Here is a 19352-nt window from a genome sequence, read left to right as displayed (position 1 = left end):
GGTTTTATCCTATGTCACAGCTTGAGCACCAGTGATTTCAACACATGCACCACAAATGAATTCGGCATCAGAAGATGCGAGAAAGGTGATTAATGCAGCGACTTCTTCTGGTCGACCTATACGACCGAATGGGATTAGCTTTTCCAAATCGCTAATCGTTTTACCTTTCTCTGCAATCCCTTTTTCCAGCATAGGTGTATGTATTTCACCAGGACAAACCGCATTTACCCGTATTTTTTGTGGCGCATAATCTCGTGCAAGACTTTTGGTAAAAGCAACTACCGCCGCTTTACTGACATTATAAGCAATATGACCAGAAGCAGGGGTGACTCCCCATTGGGATGCAGTATTCACAATAGATCCGCCACCAGATGCGATCATTTTAGGTAATGCTGCTTGGCATAAATAAAATAAGGCGTTGAGATTAACATCCAGACTTAAAAGCCAATCCTTTTCGCTGAGATGAAGTAATTCACCTCTACGCATGGCACCAGCATTATTCACCAATATATCAATATGTTGGTAACGTTCTTCAATTTTTTCAATGGCTTGTTGGCAAGCATCTTTTGAGGTTAAATCAAAAGCTACAACTTCAGCTTTTCCTCCTTGAAGATTGATCGCTTGAGCAGTTTTCTCAGCAGCCGTATTAATAATATCTGCCACAATTACTGTTGCGCCCATTTGTGCGAAACGCTGTGCAGTCGCAGAGCCTATACCTCCACCTGCGCCAGTCACAAGCACTGTCTTATGATTAAACTGAGACATTTCTTTTTTCCTTGATATAAGCTAGTAATTCTAATAATGTATACATTATTGTATGCAATGTATATTGACTTTAATCAACTGTCAATCCATCTGAATTTTTATTCATGCTAAAAAAATTAGAAAAAAATAAAAAAAGATATTTTCTAAAATGATAATAAAAATAAGTATAAATATTTGAAAAATATTAAATATTTTCTTTGTTTTTGAGTTTTTTCTAAGCATTGACATCTCAAATAATTAAATATAATGTTTAATGTATGCAATATTGTACACAATTAATTGTGATTTAAAATCATTCAGCAATAATTTCAACTTAATCATTGATATATAGAATTATTGTTCAATGAAAATTTGAATGAATGGGACGAAAATATTTTTATTGGAGAATTTTAATATGCTACAAGGTATCCTTCCTGCACTGATCACCCCATTTGATGACACCAACCAAGTCAATTATAAAATCTTGGTTGATATGCTCGAATATCAATTAGATGCAGGGGTGCAAGGTTTTGTCATACTAGGCTCAACAGGTGAGTATTATGCACTGACTAATCATGAACGTCGTCAAATCTTAAAAGTTGTCAAAGAAACCGTAAAAGATAAAGGTGTTCTGATCGCAGGCGCGAATGGGTCATGTACACGTGAAGTATTAGAACAGGTTCAACAGGCAGTGGAGATGGGATACACCAACTTACTGATTGCACCGCCATATTATGCTTTACCATCACAAGAAGAATTGATTGCCCATTACAATACAATTTTAGAGACTTTCCCTCAAATTAATTTGATTTTATATAACTATCCGATACGTACCAATGTAGAGATTGGTTATCTGGTACTAGAGGCATTTAAAGACCATCCACGTGTTATAGGTATTAAAGAGAGTAGTGGTAATTTGCTACGTGCGATTGAAATTGGTGAAAAATATAAAGATCACTATCAACTTTCATGTGGTTCTGATGACCAAGCTTTAGACTTTTTCTTGTGGGGTGCTTCGAGTTGGATTTGTGGTCCAGCAAATTGTTTTCCTGATAAAGTCACGACAATGATGAATAAATACAACACTGGTGATATTCGTGGAGCTCAAGATGTTATGCGACAATTGTTCCCGATTATGTCCCTCATGGAATCAGGAAAATTTATTCAAAAAGTAAAATATGGTTGTCAGCTAGCTGGATTTGAAGTGGGAAATGCCCGAATGCCATTATTACCATTAACAGATACTGAAAAGGCGGAATTTAAACACGCATTTGATCAGATGAAATAAATCTCTAAACCAAATCGAATAGCTTCAATCAAAATAGTATTGGAATGTACTTCAAATAAAAAATAAAATGCTTGTAGCTTATTGATATATAAGAAGTTTCATGCTCATCAATGGAATGTGATCTATGAAAGAAAATACCAAAACAGCAGTGGTGATTGGTGGTGGAATCGTAGGCATATGCTGCGCACTTTTTTTACAAAAGAAAGGGCTAAATGTGACGGTTATCGATCCATCTGAGGCAGGCGAAAGTACAGCCAAATGGAGCTGTGGGCAAATGGCAGTCAGTGAAATTATTCCACTTTCAAAAAAAGGTATTTTGAAAAAAATTCCGTACTGGTTACTTGACCAACAAGGTCCTCTTGCACTTCGCCCATCTGCGTTTCCACAAATTATCCCTTGGTTTTTACAATTTTTAAGCTGTGCTCGAACATCTAGAATTGAAGAAATTGCCAGTTCACTCGCATCATTGACTCAGCATGTTTATGACGATTATGCTGTGCTTTTAAAGGATTGTGCTGATCAAAATCTATTAGGTCATCGACCAGTGCTTGAGTTTTTTGATGATGTACAAGACATTGAACATGAAAAAGAATATTTGGAACTGAGACAACATTTTGGTTTTAAACATCAAATTTTAAACGAAAAAGAAATTACAGATTTGGAGCCTACTTTTGCTGGAAAGTTTAAACATGGACTTTTGTTTAATGACTGGACTGCTGTTAAAGATACCAAAGGATTTATTGTTGCGCTAAGCAATTGCTTTATTGCCAAAGGAGGTCAAAGAATTCAAGCTGAAGCGACTGAATTAAAAGAAAATAATCATCTAATCAAGCAAGTTAACCTCAGTAATACACAAATTTTAGATACTGACTATGTTGTCATCGCTGCTGGAGTTGGTTCTCGCGTGTTTTCCAGACAATTGGGTGTAAATCCGCCACTGCTCGGTATTGCTGGTTATCAAGTGGTATTACCACAACCAAAAGTAGAAATTAAGCACTCGATTATTTATGCCTCTGGTGGTTTTTGCTTTTCTCCAATGACCAGAGGCTTACAAATTGGTGGAACCATTGAATTTGCAGCGAGTGGATCTAAACCAAATATGAAACGTGCTGAGATTATTTTAAATAAGGCAAAACAGCTTGTCCCTGAATTAGGTTTAGAGGGTGTTGAATATGGTGTTGGCTATCGACCTTTTTTGCCTGACACCAAACCCATCATTGATATCAGTCCACGTTTTTCAAATGTTGCTTTGGCTTTTGGTCATGGTCAATTGGGTTTAACATTAGCGGCAACAACAGGGCGTTTAGTGACAGACTTATTATTACAACAGTCATCAACCTTTAACTTAGAACCATTTAAAGCAACCCGATTTTCATAATTGAACTTTAGGAAAAAAGATATGTATTACGATCAACTTTTTATCAATGGGCAATGGGTTAAACCGCTCAAGGGCGAAACTTTTAGCAGTATAGATCCAAGTACTGAAGAGGAAATTGCACGGATTGCTCGTGCTTCAATAAGTGACGCTGAACTGGCTGTAAAAGCTGCAAGAGAAGCATTTGATCACACTGATTGGTCACAATTATCTGGCAAACAAAGAGCACAATATCTGAGATTAATCGCCCAAGAAATACACCAAGATTTAAAAAGAATTGCGACACTTGAAGTCAGAGATAATGGTAAACCTTATCCAGAAGCAGAGTGGGACATCGCTGACGCAGCAGGCTGTTTTGAGTTTTATGCAAATTTAGCAGAGCAATTTGATGAGCATGCACAAACAGAAATAGCGTTGAGTGATGAGCGTTTTAGTTGTGTAACGGTCAAAGAACCTGTAGGTGTAGTGTGCGCAATCATTCCATGGAATTATCCATTATTGATGGCAGCGTGGAAAATTGCTCCAGCATTGGCAGCAGGCTGTACTGTGATTTTAAAACCCTCTGAAGTGACATCACTCACAGCAATTGAACTTGGTCGTATTGTTGAAAAAGTAGGATTGCCGAAAGGAGTTCTCAATATATTAACGGGCTATGGGCATGAAATTGGTCCATACCTCACGGAACACCCCAAAATTGATAAGATTGCCTTTACGGGAAGCGTGCCAGTGGGCAAGCAAATTATGCGTACTGCTGCTACAAATATTAAAAATATAAGTTTAGAACTGGGTGGAAAATCTGCATTTATTGTTTTTGAAGATAGTGATATAGAGGCAGCTGTAGAATGGATCATGTTTGGTATTTTTTGGAATCAAGGACAAGTCTGTTCAGCGACCTCTCGTGTTTTAGTTCAAGATGAAATTTATCCAAAATTATTAAAACGTTTAGTAGAGGAAACTAAAAAGATAAAGATTGGCAATGGCTTTGAAACAGGAATCAAACTAGGACCATTGGTCAATAAGAAGCAATATCAACATGTTATAGATGCCATTCAGCAAGGAGTAGACGATAACATTCATCTCTTAACTGGAGGGAAAAGACCTGATTCACATTCAAGCGGTTATTTCATCGAACCTACTATTTTTATTGATGTACCTGAAAATCATGCTTTATGGACACAAGAGATTTTTGGTCCAGTGGTTTGCATTCGTTCATTTCTTACTGAGGACGAAGCGATTCGATCTGCAAATGATTCGATATTTGGCTTAGCTGGCGCCGTCATGTCGAAAGATTTGCTTCGTTGTGATCGCGTCGCACGAAAACTCAGAGCCGGCATCGTTTGGATCAACTGTTCTCAACCCACATTTAGCGAAGCACCTTGGGGTGGTTATAAACAAAGTGGGATCGGACGTGAACTTGGTGTTTGGGGATTAGAAAACTATTTAGAAGTGAAACAAATTACACGCTATGACAGCGCTGAACCGTGGGCTTGGTATATTGAATAAGGAAATGAATTATGCGTTGGCAAAAAATGATACAACTTGTCGATGTGCATTGTGAAGGCGAAGTAGGGAAAGTGATTACGGGTGGTGTAATCAATATTCCGGGTCTAACAATGGCAGAAAAAGTAAACTATCTCAATGAAGTGGATGACAGCTTAAGACGTTTTGTCATTCAAGAACCGCGTGGATGTTTACAAATTTCAGTCAATTTATTACTCCCACCCACAGTCGCTCATGCAGATGCTGCTTTTGCGATTTTTCAAGCAGACAAAACACATCCTATGTCTGGAAGTAATTGTATTTGTGTCACGACCGCATTATTGGAAATGGGTATCATCAGTATGCAAGAACCGATTACCTCTGTTGTTTTAGATACTGCTGCTGGACTTGTGACTGCAAAGGCTTCTTGTAAAAATGGGCGCTGTGAAAGCGTTAGCTTAGAGATGATGCCAGCGTTTGTTGAACAATTGGATGCAGAAATCGAGGTTGATGGGTTGGGAAAAATTCAATTCGATATTGCTTTTGGTGGTGTTTATTATGCGCTCATTGATGTTGATCAAGTCAACTTGACGATTTCTCCTGAAAATGCACACAAACTTGCGTTATTGGGCATAACACTGAGAAAGTTGATGAATAACAATTTTAAAGTGCAACATCCTATATATCCGGATATCAATGAAATTACCTATGTGATGTTCCGAAATCGCTTAGATGAGAAAACTGTTCAGACCTGTACAACTTTACCCCCTGGAAGAGTTGATCGTTCACCCTGTGGTACAGGTAGCTCCGCTAATTTAGCAACGATGGTGAAAAGAGGGCTTGTGCAACTGGGGGATGAATTAATTTCACAATCCATTATTGGCGGACAGTTTAAAGTGAAATATGTCAGAAATACTACAATTGGTGAATATCCAGCCATTATTCCAAACGTTACAGGTCGTGCATGGCTATTTGGCTTTCATCAATTGGCTGTTGATCCAACAGATCCTTTAGCAGAAGGTTTTATGGTAAGTGATACATGGGGGCAAGGTATTATATAATAGGCTGAATTTAAAATTGGGTAAGACCGAGCCTATGAATAGTGTAGTAAAAAAAGAAACGGATGGATCGAAAAAAAGGCACAACGGGAAATATGTTTATGATCAACTCCGCGAGGAGATTTTAACTTTACAGTTGAAACCAAATACTCAGTTGGATGAAATATCTTTGGCTGAACGCTTTGCAGTTTCCCGTTCACCTGTACGTGATGCGTTGGCGCGTTTAGTTGCTGAAGGTTTAGCCACGACGTTGGCGAATCGAACCACCATAGTTCGACCATTCAACCTTCAGGACTTTTCTAAATACATCAGCGCCTTAGATTTATTACAACGCGCAGTATCTCGATTGGCAGCAGCAAATTGTACGATCGAAGATATTGAAAAAATTAAACAAACTGACGCAATTTATGTTCAGGCTGCTCGTGATGGCGACTATCGCCTCATGCTTGAACAAAATAAGCAACTTCATATGGACATTGCTCGTGCGGGGAGAAATCCATTCTTAATAGAATATTATGAGCGTTTATTGGAAGAAGGACAAAGGCTGTTTTATCTACACTTTGATCATTTAGCCAAATCAGCAAATTACAGTCATTTGGAAAGAGATCATATAGAGCTAATTGCAGCAATTACCAATAAAGATATGGACAAAGCAGAACAGGAAGCACATCACCATACTTTATTATTTAGAGATCGTTTTATGGAGCATATGAAAGAAAATTTAATCGATCAAATTAGTGTATCAAATTAAAAAAATACAATTTTGAGTTTATTTTTTAATAAGCCTTAGAAAGTCATTCTTATGATTTTTTGGGCTTTTTTTATTTTTAAATCATCATCTTATTTAAAAGATTTATTGGTCGTTTTATGACTTTTATAGTTGACAATCTAGAGATATGAATATATTTTTAATGTATGCAATATTGTACACAATATTTATTTTAACAATAAAATAAACTGTGTATAAGCATCTAAAGTCGCTAAATCTATGCTGAGTTTCAAGCCACGGATTTAGTCCAAATAATGTGTTTATTGAATGCTTGTATCAATCTTGAAAGGAATAACTATGAGACAGAACTTATTGTATTTAGATGGTCGTAACAAAGGAAATTCTGAATGTAAGGACATGAAAATCTAACATACGCTGATTTGAATATTCATTTTGCAAACAGAATTAAAAAACACGCAATACAATAAATTAATTCGCAATAGAACACTGATTATAAACATTTAGCGATTTACACGTCAGATATTCAAAAAACATCAATATCACGACCTGTAAAACAAATCAATATACATAAATTATGTAGGGATTTCTGCATCTTGAAAAAACAAAACCTATTTAATTTATAAAAAATAGAAAGGATGAGGTAACAGTTATGGAACAACTGATAAATACCATAGTAGGCTATCTATGGAGTAATACATTGGTATATCTCGCACTCGGCGTAGGGCTATATTTCACGCTGATCACACGAGGAGTGCAATTCCGATATTTTCGTGAAATGTTTCATGTGATTCGTGAGAAGAAAGAAGATCATTCAGGAATTTCCCCACGACAAGCACTTTTTATGGCATTAGCTGGTCGTATTGGTGTTGGTAATATTGCAGGCGTTGCCTTAGCAGTTGGCATGGGCGGTCCTGGTGCAATCTTTTGGATGATTGTGATGGGCTTTCTTGCAGGTGCTTTGGCATTTTGTGAATCGACCATTGCCCAGCTCTACAAATTCAAAGAAGGTGATCAATACTATGGTGGTGTACATTTTTATATAGATCGTGGCTTAAAGCTTAAACCATTCGCAGCTGTTGCAGCTGGGGTACTTATTATCTCTTATACAGTGATGATGCCTGGTATTCAAATGAATACCATTGCGACGACATTTAAAGCTACCTTTCAAATACCACCTTATGTTTCAGGAATTGTTGTCACTTTAGGCATTGGCTTAATCATTTGGGGTGGTGTCAAACGCATAGCTCGCGCTGTTGAGAAGATTGTCCCCACAATGTCTGCAATGTATGTACTGGCAACCGTTATTCTTTTGATTTTTCACTATGACAAAATTCCTGAAACTTTTGTTTTAATCGTAAAAAGTGCACTGGGTATGGATGCTGTGTTTGGCGCTATTATTGGGCAAGCTGTAAATTGGGGTGTTCGTCGCGCGGTCTTTGCAAGTGCAGCTGGCGCGGGTGAATCTACTTTTGCATCTGCTGCTGCCATGACCTCTCATCCAGTCAAACAAGGTCTAATTCAGGCATTTTCAATTTTCTTCGAGACAGCATTGATTTTAACCAGTTCAGGTTTAATGATCCTCATTACAGGAATGTATAACGTTTCCCCTCTAGGCAGTAGCGCCCCCTTAGTCGAATATGTTCCAGGGATTCCTGCCGGTGCAGAATGGACTTCTCTGGCATTACAAACAGTCTTTCAACAAGGGGGAGCGTGGTTAATTTCTTTAGCGATTTTAGTTTTTGCCTTTACGACACTGATGACATATTACTATGTCGCTGAGTCTGGAATTGCATATTTTGATCGTCAGAATAAATATCCGATCTTTAAAACCATTGCAAAAATTGCAAGTTTAGCAGCCCTATTTATGGGCAGTATTGCAAGCACTGAAACGATGTGGGCGTTGGGCGATATTACTTTCGGAAGTATGGCATATGTAAATCTAATTGCTTTGATCTTATTAACTAAGCCATTGCTTAAAGTATTAAAAGACTATGATATTCAACGTAAGTCAGGCAAAGACCCTGTCTTTGACCCAAGAAAAGTCGACATTAAAAATGCAACCTATTGGGAAAAATACGCAGATTTGAAAAAAGCTCAGGCAACATCTTTGGCTGCAAATCAAAAGCAATAAAAAAAGTCGCTCTGCATTGCATAGGCGAAAAACAAAAACAGTTTCAATCAAACGCTATGTTCATTTAAAAGCAATATATTTAGAGCCTAGCACTGATATTAAAGGATTTTTAGAATGTTAAAATGGAAAATTTATATTTTTCTTGGTGGTGCTTTATCTACATTTTCACCCGACCTTTTCGCTGAGAATTTACGTTTTGGCGATGCACATTCGGATTTGGGCGAAGTGACTATTTCAGGATGGCTGAGAGCAAACATCATGGATAAAGATTACACAGATGATCGTGAACATAATTTGAAATTTGATGCCGCAAAATTAGCCATCAAATATGAGGCTAAAAATATTTTCGGCGCGCTAGAATATCGTTGTTATCAATTCGACAGATTATGTGATTTCTCTTCTCTAGTAGATGCAAATCTCGGCTATAAGTTAAGTGAAGACAATACGATAACCTTTGGTATTCAGGAAATTCCATTTGGTCCAGGTCGGGGCTGGTCAACCAGTTGGTTTGGAGGAATGGTCATTAATGCAGGCTTAGAAGATGTGCATAATCTTGGTATTCGCTATTCTTCAAATATCAATTCGACAACCAAATTTGACGGGGCATTTTTTACCCGTGATGCAGGGAATTATACAGGTAAAAGTTTAGATTCAGCCCATTATTCAGCGAATTATGTTAAACCAGATCAGAAAAATCAGCCCTATGTAAAAGAAAAAAACATGCTTCTTGCACGTTTGATAAAAGAAATTCCTTTATCGAATCAACCTGATCTAAATTTAAAATTAGGATCTTCGTATTGGTATTCTAACATTGAAAATAAAAATGATTCACAGACTGGACACCGCAATGCATGGTCTGCGTTTAGTAAAATCAATTATAAAAATGCCAATGTCACATTAACTCTCGGTAGAAACAAAGTGACTCATCTGGACAGTTTAGGGAGAGATTATGCAGTGGTCGGGTCTTTTGATAGTTCCTACAATTTAGCCAATGAAGCAAGTTTCTATACTTTTGATGTAAATTATCTGATGAAAGATGTGCTTTATGGTTGGTCACTCACACCTTATCTCACTTATAGTGCACTGCAAAAACAACCTCGTGAATTTGAAAGATCGTACAGAAATATCTTTGGTATCCAAGCAGATAAAGGTCATTTTTCTGTAGCAGCTGAATATTTATTAAGTAAAAATGATCCATTTATTGGTGGCAATGCAAATTCTTTTGCTCAAGGAGATGATCTCGGATGGAGAGGTTTGTTAAATATTTTATTGTTCTATAATTTTTAAAAAACGAGGACTCAATTCGAATTAGATTCATTTCAAGCTTAGCTCCCTTGGGAACTAAGCTTACCTAAATAATTAAAAATGAAGCGCTTATGCACTCAACAAATTGGAGTAAAAGAACCCTAAAGCTCTAGACCAGCCATCCAAATTACATATTTGGATAGTTAGGACCACCACCACCCTCAGGTGTTACCCATGTGATGTTTTGTGAAGGATCTTTAATATCACACGTCTTACAGTGAACACAGTTTGCCGCATTAATCTGGAAGCGCTTAGAACCATCATCATTTTCCATGATTTCATATACACCAGCAGGGCAGTAACGCTGAGCAGGCTCATCCCATTTGGGTAAATTGACATTTACAGGAATCGTTGGGTCAGTCAGTTTTAAATGTGCTGGCTGATTCTCTTCATGTACCGTGTTAGAAACGAATACAGAAGACAAACGGTCAAAAGTCAATTTACCATCTAGCTTTGGATAGTTCGGTTTAAAGGTAGACGCATCTACAGTTTTCAAGGCACTAAAGTCAGGCACAAGATCGTGTAAAGTAAATGGAACTTTAAAGATATTTTGGTCGATAAAGTTAAATGCGCCACCCATCCATAAACCGAATTTATGCATTGCAGGACCAAAGTTGCGTGAACGATGCAACTCTTCTTTTAACCAACTATTGTTGAATTTGTCTGTATATGCCGTCAACTCTTTCGCAAAGAAGTCTTCACCCTCAGTCACACGAGCAATTGCTAAATCACCACCTTTTGCATGACCTGCTTGGATTGCTTCAAATACAGCCTCACCACACAACATACCTGATTTCATTGCGGTATGAGAGCCTTTGATTTTAGCAAAGTTTAAGAAACCCGCATCATCACCAATCAGGCATCCACCCGGGAAAGTCAATTTTGGCAGTGAGTTTAGACCACCTTTTACAACTGCACGTGCGCCATAAGAAATACGCTTACCACCTTCAAGATATTGCTTGATCAGTGGATGTGTTTTCCAACGTTGCATTTCAGCAAATGGATACATATGTGGATTTTCATAAGATAAATCGACAATCATACCCAAAGTCACTTGGTTGTTTTCAGCGTGATATAACCACCATCCACCTGAAGAACCTGTTTCAGCAAGAGGCCAACCTGAACCATGCATCACCAAACCTGGTTTATGTTTTGCAGGGTCGATTTCCCAAAGTTCTTTAATCCCGATACCGTAATGTTGCGGATCAGCATCTTGATCTAAGTTGTATTTTGCAATTAAACGTTTACCGAGATGTCCACGGCAACCTTCTGCAAAAATCGTATATTTGGCATGAAGTTCATAACCAGGCGTGAAGTTATGCGTCGGTTCACCATCTTTACCAACGCCCATATCACCAGTTTGAATCCCTTTTACAGAACCATCTTCATGATAAAGAATTTCTGAAGCAGCAAAGCCCGGGAAAATAGAAACTTCTAATTCCTCAGCCTTTTGACCCAACCAACGAACAACATTACCCAATGAAATGACATAGTTGCCATCGTTGTGCATGGTTTTAGGAACCATCCAATGCGGTGCTTCTTGAGACTTTTCAGCAGACATGAGGAAATAAGTCTTGTCCTCAGTCACAGGCACATTTAAAGGTGCGCCTTGTTCTTTCCAGTCAGGGAAAAGTTCATTGATTGCACGAGGTTCAAGTACAGCACCAGAAAGGATATGCGCACCAACTTCAGAGCCTTTTTCAACCACACAGACAGAAAGGTCGGAAAGGTTGTTTTCAATAGCCAATTGACGAATTTTAATCGCAGCAGAAAGACCCGCAGGACCTGCGCCTACGATCACGACGTCAAACTCCATCGATTCGCGTTGTATATTATTCATAAAAGAAATTCCATTTCGCTTAGCGGTACTTTAAATTATTTTAATAAAAATATCAAATGAAAGAGCTCGACAAAAAACTCAATTTTATAAATAAATCCAAAAAGATAGCAACAAAAAAGCCAGCAAAATTAAGCTGGCTTCACGGTCGTTAAATTTTAAAATTTAGGACTTTTGTGGATCATATAATTTTTCTTTGATAAACAGTGCAGGAATAACGCCACAAATTAAATACGCAGCTCCCATAACCACAAAACCCAAACCAATAGAACCACCAGATGCCAAGAATCCGATCGTTGCAGGCGCAAGTGCAGCACCAAGTCGACCCACATTATAAGCGCCACCAATTGCTGTACCACGAATCGCTGTAGGGAAACTTTCAGTCATATATGTTGCATTTACACCATATGGAATACCATATAAGAATCCAAAAGCGATCAAAAGATACAAAATATTGCTTGGTGAATTGTAAAAAACAATCAAAGGAAGAAAAATTGCGGTACCAATTGCACCAAATGCATAGCTAAAACGGCGCCCCAATTTGTCAGCCATCATCCCTGCAAGGACTTTACCAAGAATCATGGCAGTATAAGTACCGACCATATATGCGGTCATTTCCTTGAACTTCATTCCTAATTCACTTTCTAAATAGGATGGCATCCAGTTATTGACCCCATAATAACCAAACTGCAAGAAACCTGCTGTTAATGCCCATAAAATAAACATATTACGATTACGCTTATCTTTAAAAATCAATTGGAAAGCAGAAGTTTTTTCAACATCTTGAGTCACGACTGGCTGTTTAAGGCGAGATTCTTGCCATGCTAAAGGTTCTGGCACAAGTAGGTGCATCAAAATTGCAATCAATACAGGGACAATGGCAACGTAAAACAACATGCGCCAACCATGATCTGGGATAATCCAACCAGCAAGCAAGGTTGCAACGATATAACCGACTGTCCAACCTGCCTGTAATGTACCTAAGACGGTTGTACGGTAACGCGTCGGAACATATTCAGCCATTAAAGTATTACAGGCAATATAAAGTGAACCCAAACCCAGTGAAGCAAAAAAGCGCAGTAAGCCAAACTCTAGGAAACTTTGGGTAAAGCCTAATCCGCATGTCAGGAGTGAAAAAGTTAGGATCGAAAGTACTACAATACGCACTCGACCATATTTATCACATGCCCATCCTCCAAATATTCCCCCTACAGCCATACCCGCCAACGTAAAACTACCGAGCATACCTGCTTGAACTGAGCTTAAGCCAAAATCTGCTTTAATACTGTTTAGGCTATAAGACAGCAGCATGAGATCAGCGCCATCGACCAACAAAGCCAAGAATGCAAAAATAAATGCAATTTTCCAAGTGTGGGGTTGTATTGGGGAGATAGAGGTGGTGTAGTTTGTAGCCATAATCCATTACCTACATTTGATTTATGGCACTTTAATTCGTTTTAAAGTGCCGAAGAATTAATTAAGACACAGCACGAATCATGTTTCGGGCAATAATCATTTGCTGAATCTGAGTTGTTCCTTCATAAAGACGGAATAAACGCACATCTCGATAAAAACGTTCAATCGCATATTCGCTGATATAACCTGAACCCCCGTGAATCTGTACACATCGATCTGCGACACGACCACACATTTCAGTCGCAAACATTTTGGCGCATGAAGCTTCAGTACTGACATTTTGTCCAGCATCACGTTGTCTAGCTGCATCTATGACCATACATTTGGCGGCATAAATTTCAGCTTTAGAGTCAGCAAGCATGGCTTGAATCAATTGAAATTCTGCAATCGCTTGACCAAACTGTTTACGTTCAATCGCAAACTTGAGCGCATCATCCAACATACGGATAGCGGCACCTACACTAATTGCAGCAATATGTAAGCGCCCTTTATCTAGAACTTTCATTGCTGTTTTAAAGCCAACGCCTTCGACACCACCGATCAGTGCAGAGGCAGGAATCCGACAGTTTTCAAAAATGACATCACAGGTGTGCGCACCTTTTTGTCCCATTTTTTGATCCTGTTTACCCAAAGAGATTCCTACTGTTGTGCTATCCACAATAAACGCTGAGATTCCACCAGAACCTTTTATCTCAGGGTTAGTACGCGCCATGACTGTGAATACACCTGCATGTGGTGCGTTGGTAATAAAGCGTTTAGTACCATTTAAAATATAGAAATCACCATCCTTAATGGCAGTCGTCTTGAGCGAAGCTGCATCTGAACCTGCATCTGGTTCTGTGAGACAAAATGAGCTGATTAGCTCTCCACGTGCTAGACGAGGTAAGAAAAATGATTTTTGTGTGTCGGTTCCGTCAATGATTAAACCGCTTGAACCGATGCCGTTATTGGTACCGATCAATGAACGGAAAGCAGGGGAAGTACGACCAAGTTCAAATGCAATCGTCACTTCCTCTTCCATAGTCAGTCCAAGACCATCATATTGCTCAGGAATTGTGAGTCCAAATAAACCTAAAGTTTGCATTTGCTCAATAATTTTTTGAGGAATCTGATCTGTTTCTGCGACTTCATTCTCATGAGGAATCAATACACCATCTACAAACTGTCGAATCATATCTACCAGTTGGTTAAGTGTTTCCTGATCTCGAATCATAGTCTTGTCCTTTATACAACTTACTTAAAACATCAATCTAATGCGGGTTAAACCCTGCATTTCGTTTCGATATTAATCAATGGAATTGCATAAAACAATATATTTTGAAAATTAATTTCGCAATGCGATATAATGTATTTTATCTAAGTGATCATAATTATTTGATTTTATTGTCTAAGTTCATTTAAAAAATAGATTATTATCAACTGTGGAAAATATTTTGATTGATTTTTGCATACTTGCATGTATATTAAAAATACATATCGCTATGCGAAACTTATGCTAAACAAGTTTTCCTGTAGGAAATTAAACAAATCGAACGTGGAATGGACATGGGCGCTTTAAATGGAATTCGTGTACTTGATTTAAGTCGAGTACTGGCTGGACCGTGGTGTGGACAGATTCTTGCTGATCTAGGTGCAGAGGTTATTAAGGTTGAAAGACCAAAGTTAGGTGATGATACCCGTTCTTGGGGACCACCTTGGATGAAAGATGATGCAGGGCACGACACACGTGAAGCTGCTTATTATCAGTCGACCAATCGAAATAAGCTTTCTGTTGCGATTGATATTGCAAATCCAGAAGGGCAAGCACTTATCAAAACACTCATCCAAGATACGGATGTGGTCATTGAAAACTATAAAACAGGCTCTTTAAAAAAGTATGGCTTAGATTATGCCACTTTATCTGAAATCAACCCAAGACTGGTCTATTGCTCAATCACTGGTTTTGGACAAAATGGACCAAGAGCAGAAGAACCGGGTTATGATTTTATCATCCAAGGTATGGGCGGTCTGATGTCCATCACAGGTGAAAAGGATGATTTACCCGGTGGTGGTCCGCAAAAAGTGGGGGTAGCTTTTTCTGATTTATCCACTGGATTATATTCAACCATTGCCATACAAGCAGCCTTACTCAACCGTCATATAACAGGTTTAGGTCAATATATAGATATGGCTTTACTTGATGTGCAAATCGCTACGATGGCAAACCAAGGAATGAACTATTTTTCCTCAGGAAAAATTCCTGTGCGTTATGGCAATGCACATGCCAATATTGTGCCTTACCAGTTATTTAAAGCTTCAGATCGAGAATTCATTATTGCTTGTGGTAATGACAGCCAATTTATTCAACTATGTAACAGTATTGGTTTAGCTGATTTACCCAACGATCCTCGCTTTAGCCGTAATGCGGATCGAATCAAACATCGTGAGGAAGTGATTGATATTTTATCCAAGCATTTTTTAAGCAAGACTGCTGATGAATGGGTAAATGCAATTTATGCAGCCAAAGTGCCTGTGGGGGTGATTAACAATCTCGAACAAGCTTTTAATGAACCTCAAGTGATTGCACGAGAAATGTTGGTAGAAATGCCACATCCACTTCGTGAAAAAATGACAGTCGTTGGTTCTCCCATCAAACTTTCTCGGACACCTGTAGAGTATCGAAATGCACCACCTTTATTGGGAGAGCATACACAAACAATCTTAGGTCGTATTATTTCTGATGAGAAATTTGCAGAATTAAAAGCTCAAGGTGTGATTGGCTAAGGATTTTAATCCATTGATGTGAAAGGGCTATGATGATTAAGTTTCGCAATCATCAGAAAAATTAGACTTTTCACATCCACCTTTATGCATTATTTATTTTAAAGTGTATTTATAGAAAAAATAGATTATAATTTTCGCAGTGCGAAACAAATAGATGAAGTGTTATAACCATGACTGATGCCTTTGATGCAGAACATACAGAAAAATTATTAGCGCCTTTGCGCCATGAGCTATTGCATCCTATAGAAGATATGCAGGATGAAAATGATCGTCAATTTATCACTGCCTTAGGACGTGGTTTAGAGTTATTGCGTTGTTTTACGCCAAAACATCAACATTTAGGTAATCAAGAACTCTCACAAATGACAGGTTTACCTAAACCGACAATTACTCGCTTAACCCATACCTTGTCACGCTTGGGCTATATCAAACAAGTGCCAAATTCGAGTAAATTCCAACTCTCTGTTGGTGTTTTGGCATTCGGATATTCAATGCTTTCCAATGTGTCCATCCGTAATATTGCACATCCTTATATGAAGAATTTAGCAGATTACGCAGGTGCTGCTGTTGCAATGGCGACACGTGATCGTTTGAATATGATTTATTTGGATGTGGTTCAAGGTAAAGGCAATATGACCATGCGACGTCAGGTTGGAACCTATTTGCCGATTCATTTAAGCTCGATGGGGCGTGCGTGTCTTGCAGCAATGCCTGAAGATGAAAGAGAATTTTTGCTGGATGCAATCCGTCGTAAACATAAAGAAGACTGGATTAAAATCAATCGTGATTTAGATAAAGCATTCAAAGATTATCAAGATTTTGGTTATTGCTTTTCCATTGGGGAGTGGCATAAAGATGTCAACTCTGTAGCTGTTCCATTGATTCATGAACAACATGGCTTATTGGTATTTAACTGTGGTGGTCCAAGCTTTATAATGAATCGTGAAAAACTGGAAGAAGATATTGCGCCACGTTTATTACATATGGTGAATAATATTCGTACTGAGATTAGTTAAATACAGCGTGTATAGTTGATTTCTTGATTGAGACAAATTTAAAAAAACCAGCATAAATTATGCTGGTTTTTTTGCATCTGAAATACAACAATATAAACATAAAATGGCGAATACCAAGCCTAAGCTACACACACCTATCCAGCCAAAATGTTTCCAAGCATAACTGCCTGTCGTCGTACCCAATGCACCGCCTGCAAAATATCCCGTCATATAGATTGCATTAAAACGTGATCGTAACTCTTGGTTGAGTTTAAACACAATGCTTTGATTGGTGACATGAACAGCAGAAAGAGATGCATAAAGGATGAGTAGGGCAAAAATATAAAAGATGAAATGATAATCCAATAATAAAAATAATAACCAACTGAAGATTAGCCCGAAACCACAAGTGATTGATATTTTATGAATGTAGCCTTGATCAATGAATTTACCTGAGAAATTCGCCACAAATGTGCCTAAAATACCAACAAAACCAAATAATCCAATCGTGAAATCACTCAAAAAATATGGTGCTGGAGCCAGCAATAGTGACATTGTGGTAAAGGTCAAACTGACACAGGCAAAAGTTAATCCACCAATATAGGTTCTTATTCTTAGTCGACGATTCTGAAAAAAGATCTTTGGCAAGGAATGAATGGTTTTTACATAGTTTTCCGATTGAGTTGGAGGGAATCGACCAATATTGCGATACAAAATAATTGCAATAATTAAGAGTAAAAAACCACTGATCAAATAGATCACATGCCATGCAAAGAGTGTTGAGATCAGTCCAGAAATTGAACGTGCCAATAACACGCCCATCATCAAACCACTGAGTAAAAATCCCACAACACGCCCGCTTTGCTGAACAGGAGCCAGACTCGCTGCAAGCGGTAACAATAGTTGGGCTGAACTCGAGAATAGCCCTGTAATGATTGTGCCAAACATCAACAGATAAATATTGTGAGAAAAGCCACTGATAATCAGTCCGAATGCAGCCAGTAACATAAAGATAAAAAGCAGCTTACGCTTTTCAAGAATATCACCTAAAGGCATCAAAAACAGCAAGCCACAAGCATAAGTAATTTGCGCCAAAGTTGGCACCCACGCTGTTGTGGTATCCGATATATTTAAACTCAAACTCATTGAGTGAATCAGTGGTTGGCTAAAGTAATTCCCGCCCGTACAGATGCCTGCTGCAATTGCCATTAAAATAATGGTCGGGGTATAGAGTGTGTTTTTCATCATGCCTTTTGTTTGCTAGCATGAAATTGAATCATTTATTCATATGATCTCTGAACTTCTTTCAAATCAGCTGATCAGTGTGTTTCATTCAATGCATCTTGAATGTTATGCACCATATGAATTAAATGAGGTCCAATTTCACCTTCAAGTTTTTCCGGATTTAAATGAAAACTAGGTGCGCCACAGTTAAAGACATAAAGACCATGTTGAGAACTCACTAAAGGCACAGCAACAGAATTGACTTCTTTATGCCATTCACCTAAAGAAAGACAATATCCATAATCTTGGTAATCTCGAAAAGCACGTTCAAGAGAGCGTTTAATTGCAGGCCAGTTTTCAGGATTTTTTTGTTTCAGCGCATCGAGTAAGAAATTACGTTCACGTTCAGGTGTTGCCGCTAAACAGGCTCTTCCCATAGAACTGCTGTGGAGGGGCAAGGTTGAACCAATCGGACGGCGCATATTTAACGCTGTTTCAATTTGTACCACATCAATATAAACCATGTTTAAACGATCACGTGTCGCCATTGCAACAGGTGCTTGAACGTATTGACTCAACTCTTCCATATAACGATGCGCAATATTACGAATCGAAATATTGGACAAGGCAGCATAACCCAAAGACAAGACACCAATGTCTAAAGTGTATTTAGTTGAGTTGGGCAGTTGTTTTAAATAACCTAGAGACACAAGCGTATTGGTAATCCGTGCAATCGTCGGTTTGGGTAAACCGGTCATTTTTGCCAACTCTTGGTTACCTAACACTTGATGGTTAGCCGAAAAACAACGTAACAACTCTAAACCGCGTGCCAAAGATGCAATAAATTGTGGGTTATTTTCACGATGAATATGAGAAATAGGATCTAGACGTATCTCATCAAAATTTATAGTTTGTTCAGGTTCTGAATTCTGAGACATTCGATACTCAAATATAATAAACAACAGTTTATCCATTATATTTCGCTATGCAAAATAAATCCATTCATC

The 19352-nt window shown here is 38.2% G+C and carries 14 protein-coding genes and 1 pseudogene; 9 read left to right on the top strand and 6 right to left on the bottom strand.

The window, feature by feature from the left end; genetic code table 11:
- Positions 1 to 9: 9 nt before the first annotated feature.
- Complete coding sequence (locus F938_RS10385) at positions 10 to 765, bottom strand: SDR family NAD(P)-dependent oxidoreductase (protein ID WP_005031601.1); 756 nt, start codon at positions 763 to 765, stop codon at positions 10 to 12.
- 394 nt (positions 766 to 1159) lie between these two features.
- Here F938_RS10385 and F938_RS10380 point away from each other — a divergent pair, with 394 nt between their 5' ends.
- The 7 genes from F938_RS10380 to F938_RS10350 all read left to right on the top strand — a co-directional run bounded on the left by F938_RS10380 (position 1160) and on the right by F938_RS10350 (position 10092).
- Positions 1160 to 2032, top strand: a complete 873-nt coding sequence (locus tag F938_RS10380) for a dihydrodipicolinate synthase family protein (RefSeq protein WP_005031599.1) — start codon at positions 1160 to 1162, stop codon at positions 2030 to 2032.
- Between the two features lie 124 nt (positions 2033 to 2156).
- On the top strand, positions 2157 to 3410 hold the full coding sequence (locus F938_RS10375) for an NAD(P)/FAD-dependent oxidoreductase (RefSeq protein ID WP_005031597.1): 1254 nt from the start codon (positions 2157 to 2159) through the stop codon (positions 3408 to 3410).
- A gap of 21 nt (positions 3411 to 3431) precedes the next feature.
- Entirely contained in the window at positions 3432 to 4910 is a 1479-nt protein-coding gene (locus F938_RS10370; protein WP_005031594.1) for an aldehyde dehydrogenase family protein, read from the top strand.
- Between the two features lie 11 nt (positions 4911 to 4921).
- Complete coding sequence (locus tag F938_RS10365; RefSeq protein WP_005031591.1) at positions 4922 to 5947, top strand: proline racemase family protein; 1026 nt, start codon at positions 4922 to 4924, stop codon at positions 5945 to 5947.
- 34 nt (positions 5948 to 5981) lie between these two features.
- The gene (locus F938_RS10360; protein ID WP_005031589.1) at positions 5982 to 6695 is read left to right on the top strand and encodes a GntR family transcriptional regulator; all 714 of its coding nucleotides are present in this window, start codon (positions 5982 to 5984) and stop codon (positions 6693 to 6695) included.
- Positions 6696 to 7323: 628 nt separating this feature from the next.
- Entirely contained in the window at positions 7324 to 8805 is a 1482-nt protein-coding gene (locus tag F938_RS10355) for an alanine/glycine:cation symporter family protein (protein WP_005031588.1), read from the top strand.
- A gap of 114 nt (positions 8806 to 8919) precedes the next feature.
- Positions 8920 to 10092: a hypothetical protein gene (locus tag F938_RS10350; RefSeq protein ID WP_005031585.1), complete on the top strand. Its 1173-nt coding sequence runs from the start codon at positions 8920 to 8922 to the stop codon at positions 10090 to 10092.
- Positions 10093 to 10237: 145 nt separating this feature from the next.
- Here the strand turns inward: F938_RS10350 and F938_RS10345 are convergent, their stop codons facing one another.
- The 3 genes from F938_RS10345 to F938_RS10335 form a co-directional block, all read right to left on the bottom strand.
- Entirely contained in the window at positions 10238 to 11950 is a 1713-nt protein-coding gene (locus F938_RS10345; RefSeq protein ID WP_005031583.1) for an electron transfer flavoprotein-ubiquinone oxidoreductase, read from the bottom strand.
- 162 nt (positions 11951 to 12112) lie between these two features.
- Entirely contained in the window at positions 12113 to 13363 is a 1251-nt protein-coding gene (locus F938_RS10340) for an MFS transporter (protein ID WP_005031579.1), read from the bottom strand.
- Positions 13364 to 13424: 61 nt separating this feature from the next.
- Positions 13425 to 14576 carry an acyl-CoA dehydrogenase family protein gene (locus tag F938_RS10335; RefSeq protein ID WP_005031577.1) on the bottom strand — a complete coding sequence of 384 codons (1152 nt, stop codon included), beginning with the start codon at positions 14574 to 14576 and terminating at the stop codon, positions 13425 to 13427.
- A gap of 332 nt (positions 14577 to 14908) precedes the next feature.
- Between F938_RS10335 and F938_RS10330 the strand changes: the two genes are divergently transcribed.
- The gene (locus F938_RS10330; protein ID WP_005031575.1) at positions 14909 to 16126 is read left to right on the top strand and encodes a CaiB/BaiF CoA transferase family protein; all 1218 of its coding nucleotides are present in this window, start codon (positions 14909 to 14911) and stop codon (positions 16124 to 16126) included.
- A gap of 170 nt (positions 16127 to 16296) precedes the next feature.
- A complete protein-coding gene (locus tag F938_RS10325; RefSeq protein ID WP_005031573.1) occupies positions 16297 to 17142 on the top strand; it encodes an IclR family transcriptional regulator in 846 nt (281 codons plus the stop codon).
- 38 nt (positions 17143 to 17180) lie between these two features.
- On the opposite strand, the pseudogene F938_RS10320 reads toward F938_RS10325, so the two are convergent.
- Both F938_RS10320 and F938_RS10315 read right to left on the bottom strand, forming a co-directional pair.
- Positions 17181 to 18369: pseudogene (locus F938_RS10320) on the bottom strand (MFS transporter).
- A gap of 71 nt (positions 18370 to 18440) precedes the next feature.
- Positions 18441 to 19283 carry an IclR family transcriptional regulator gene (locus F938_RS10315; protein ID WP_004830752.1) on the bottom strand — a complete coding sequence of 281 codons (843 nt, stop codon included), beginning with the start codon at positions 19281 to 19283 and terminating at the stop codon, positions 18441 to 18443.
- Between the last annotated feature and the right edge of the window lie 69 nt (positions 19284 to 19352).

Origin of the sequence: Acinetobacter bereziniae LMG 1003 = CIP 70.12 (genome assembly GCF_000368925.1) — a bacterium.
GTDB classification, from domain to species: domain Bacteria; phylum Pseudomonadota; class Gammaproteobacteria; order Pseudomonadales; family Moraxellaceae; genus Acinetobacter; species Acinetobacter bereziniae.
This window is presented reverse-complemented; position numbering and strand designations above follow the sequence as displayed.

Coding starts and splice junctions, on each gene's coding strand:
- F938_RS10385 (WP_005031601.1), bottom strand. CDS start 765: ATGTCTCAGTTTAATCATAAGACAGTGCTTGTGACTGGCGCAGGTGGA.
- F938_RS10380 (WP_005031599.1), top strand. CDS start 1,160: ATGCTACAAGGTATCCTTCCTGCACTGATCACCCCATTTGATGACACC.
- F938_RS10375 (WP_005031597.1), top strand. CDS start 2,157: ATGAAAGAAAATACCAAAACAGCAGTGGTGATTGGTGGTGGAATCGTA.
- F938_RS10370 (WP_005031594.1), top strand. CDS start 3,432: ATGTATTACGATCAACTTTTTATCAATGGGCAATGGGTTAAACCGCTC.
- F938_RS10365 (WP_005031591.1), top strand. CDS start 4,922: ATGCGTTGGCAAAAAATGATACAACTTGTCGATGTGCATTGTGAAGGC.
- F938_RS10360 (WP_005031589.1), top strand. CDS start 5,982: ATGAATAGTGTAGTAAAAAAAGAAACGGATGGATCGAAAAAAAGGCAC.
- F938_RS10355 (WP_005031588.1), top strand. CDS start 7,324: ATGGAACAACTGATAAATACCATAGTAGGCTATCTATGGAGTAATACA.
- F938_RS10350 (WP_005031585.1), top strand. CDS start 8,920: ATGTTAAAATGGAAAATTTATATTTTTCTTGGTGGTGCTTTATCTACA.
- F938_RS10345 (WP_005031583.1), bottom strand. CDS start 11,950: ATGAATAATATACAACGCGAATCGATGGAGTTTGACGTCGTGATCGTA.
- F938_RS10340 (WP_005031579.1), bottom strand. CDS start 13,363: ATGGCTACAAACTACACCACCTCTATCTCCCCAATACAACCCCACACT.
- F938_RS10335 (WP_005031577.1), bottom strand. CDS start 14,576: ATGATTCGAGATCAGGAAACACTTAACCAACTGGTAGATATGATTCGA.
- F938_RS10330 (WP_005031575.1), top strand. CDS start 14,909: ATGGGCGCTTTAAATGGAATTCGTGTACTTGATTTAAGTCGAGTACTG.
- F938_RS10325 (WP_005031573.1), top strand. CDS start 16,297: ATGACTGATGCCTTTGATGCAGAACATACAGAAAAATTATTAGCGCCT.
- F938_RS10315 (WP_004830752.1), bottom strand. CDS start 19,283: ATGTCTCAGAATTCAGAACCTGAACAAACTATAAATTTTGATGAGATA.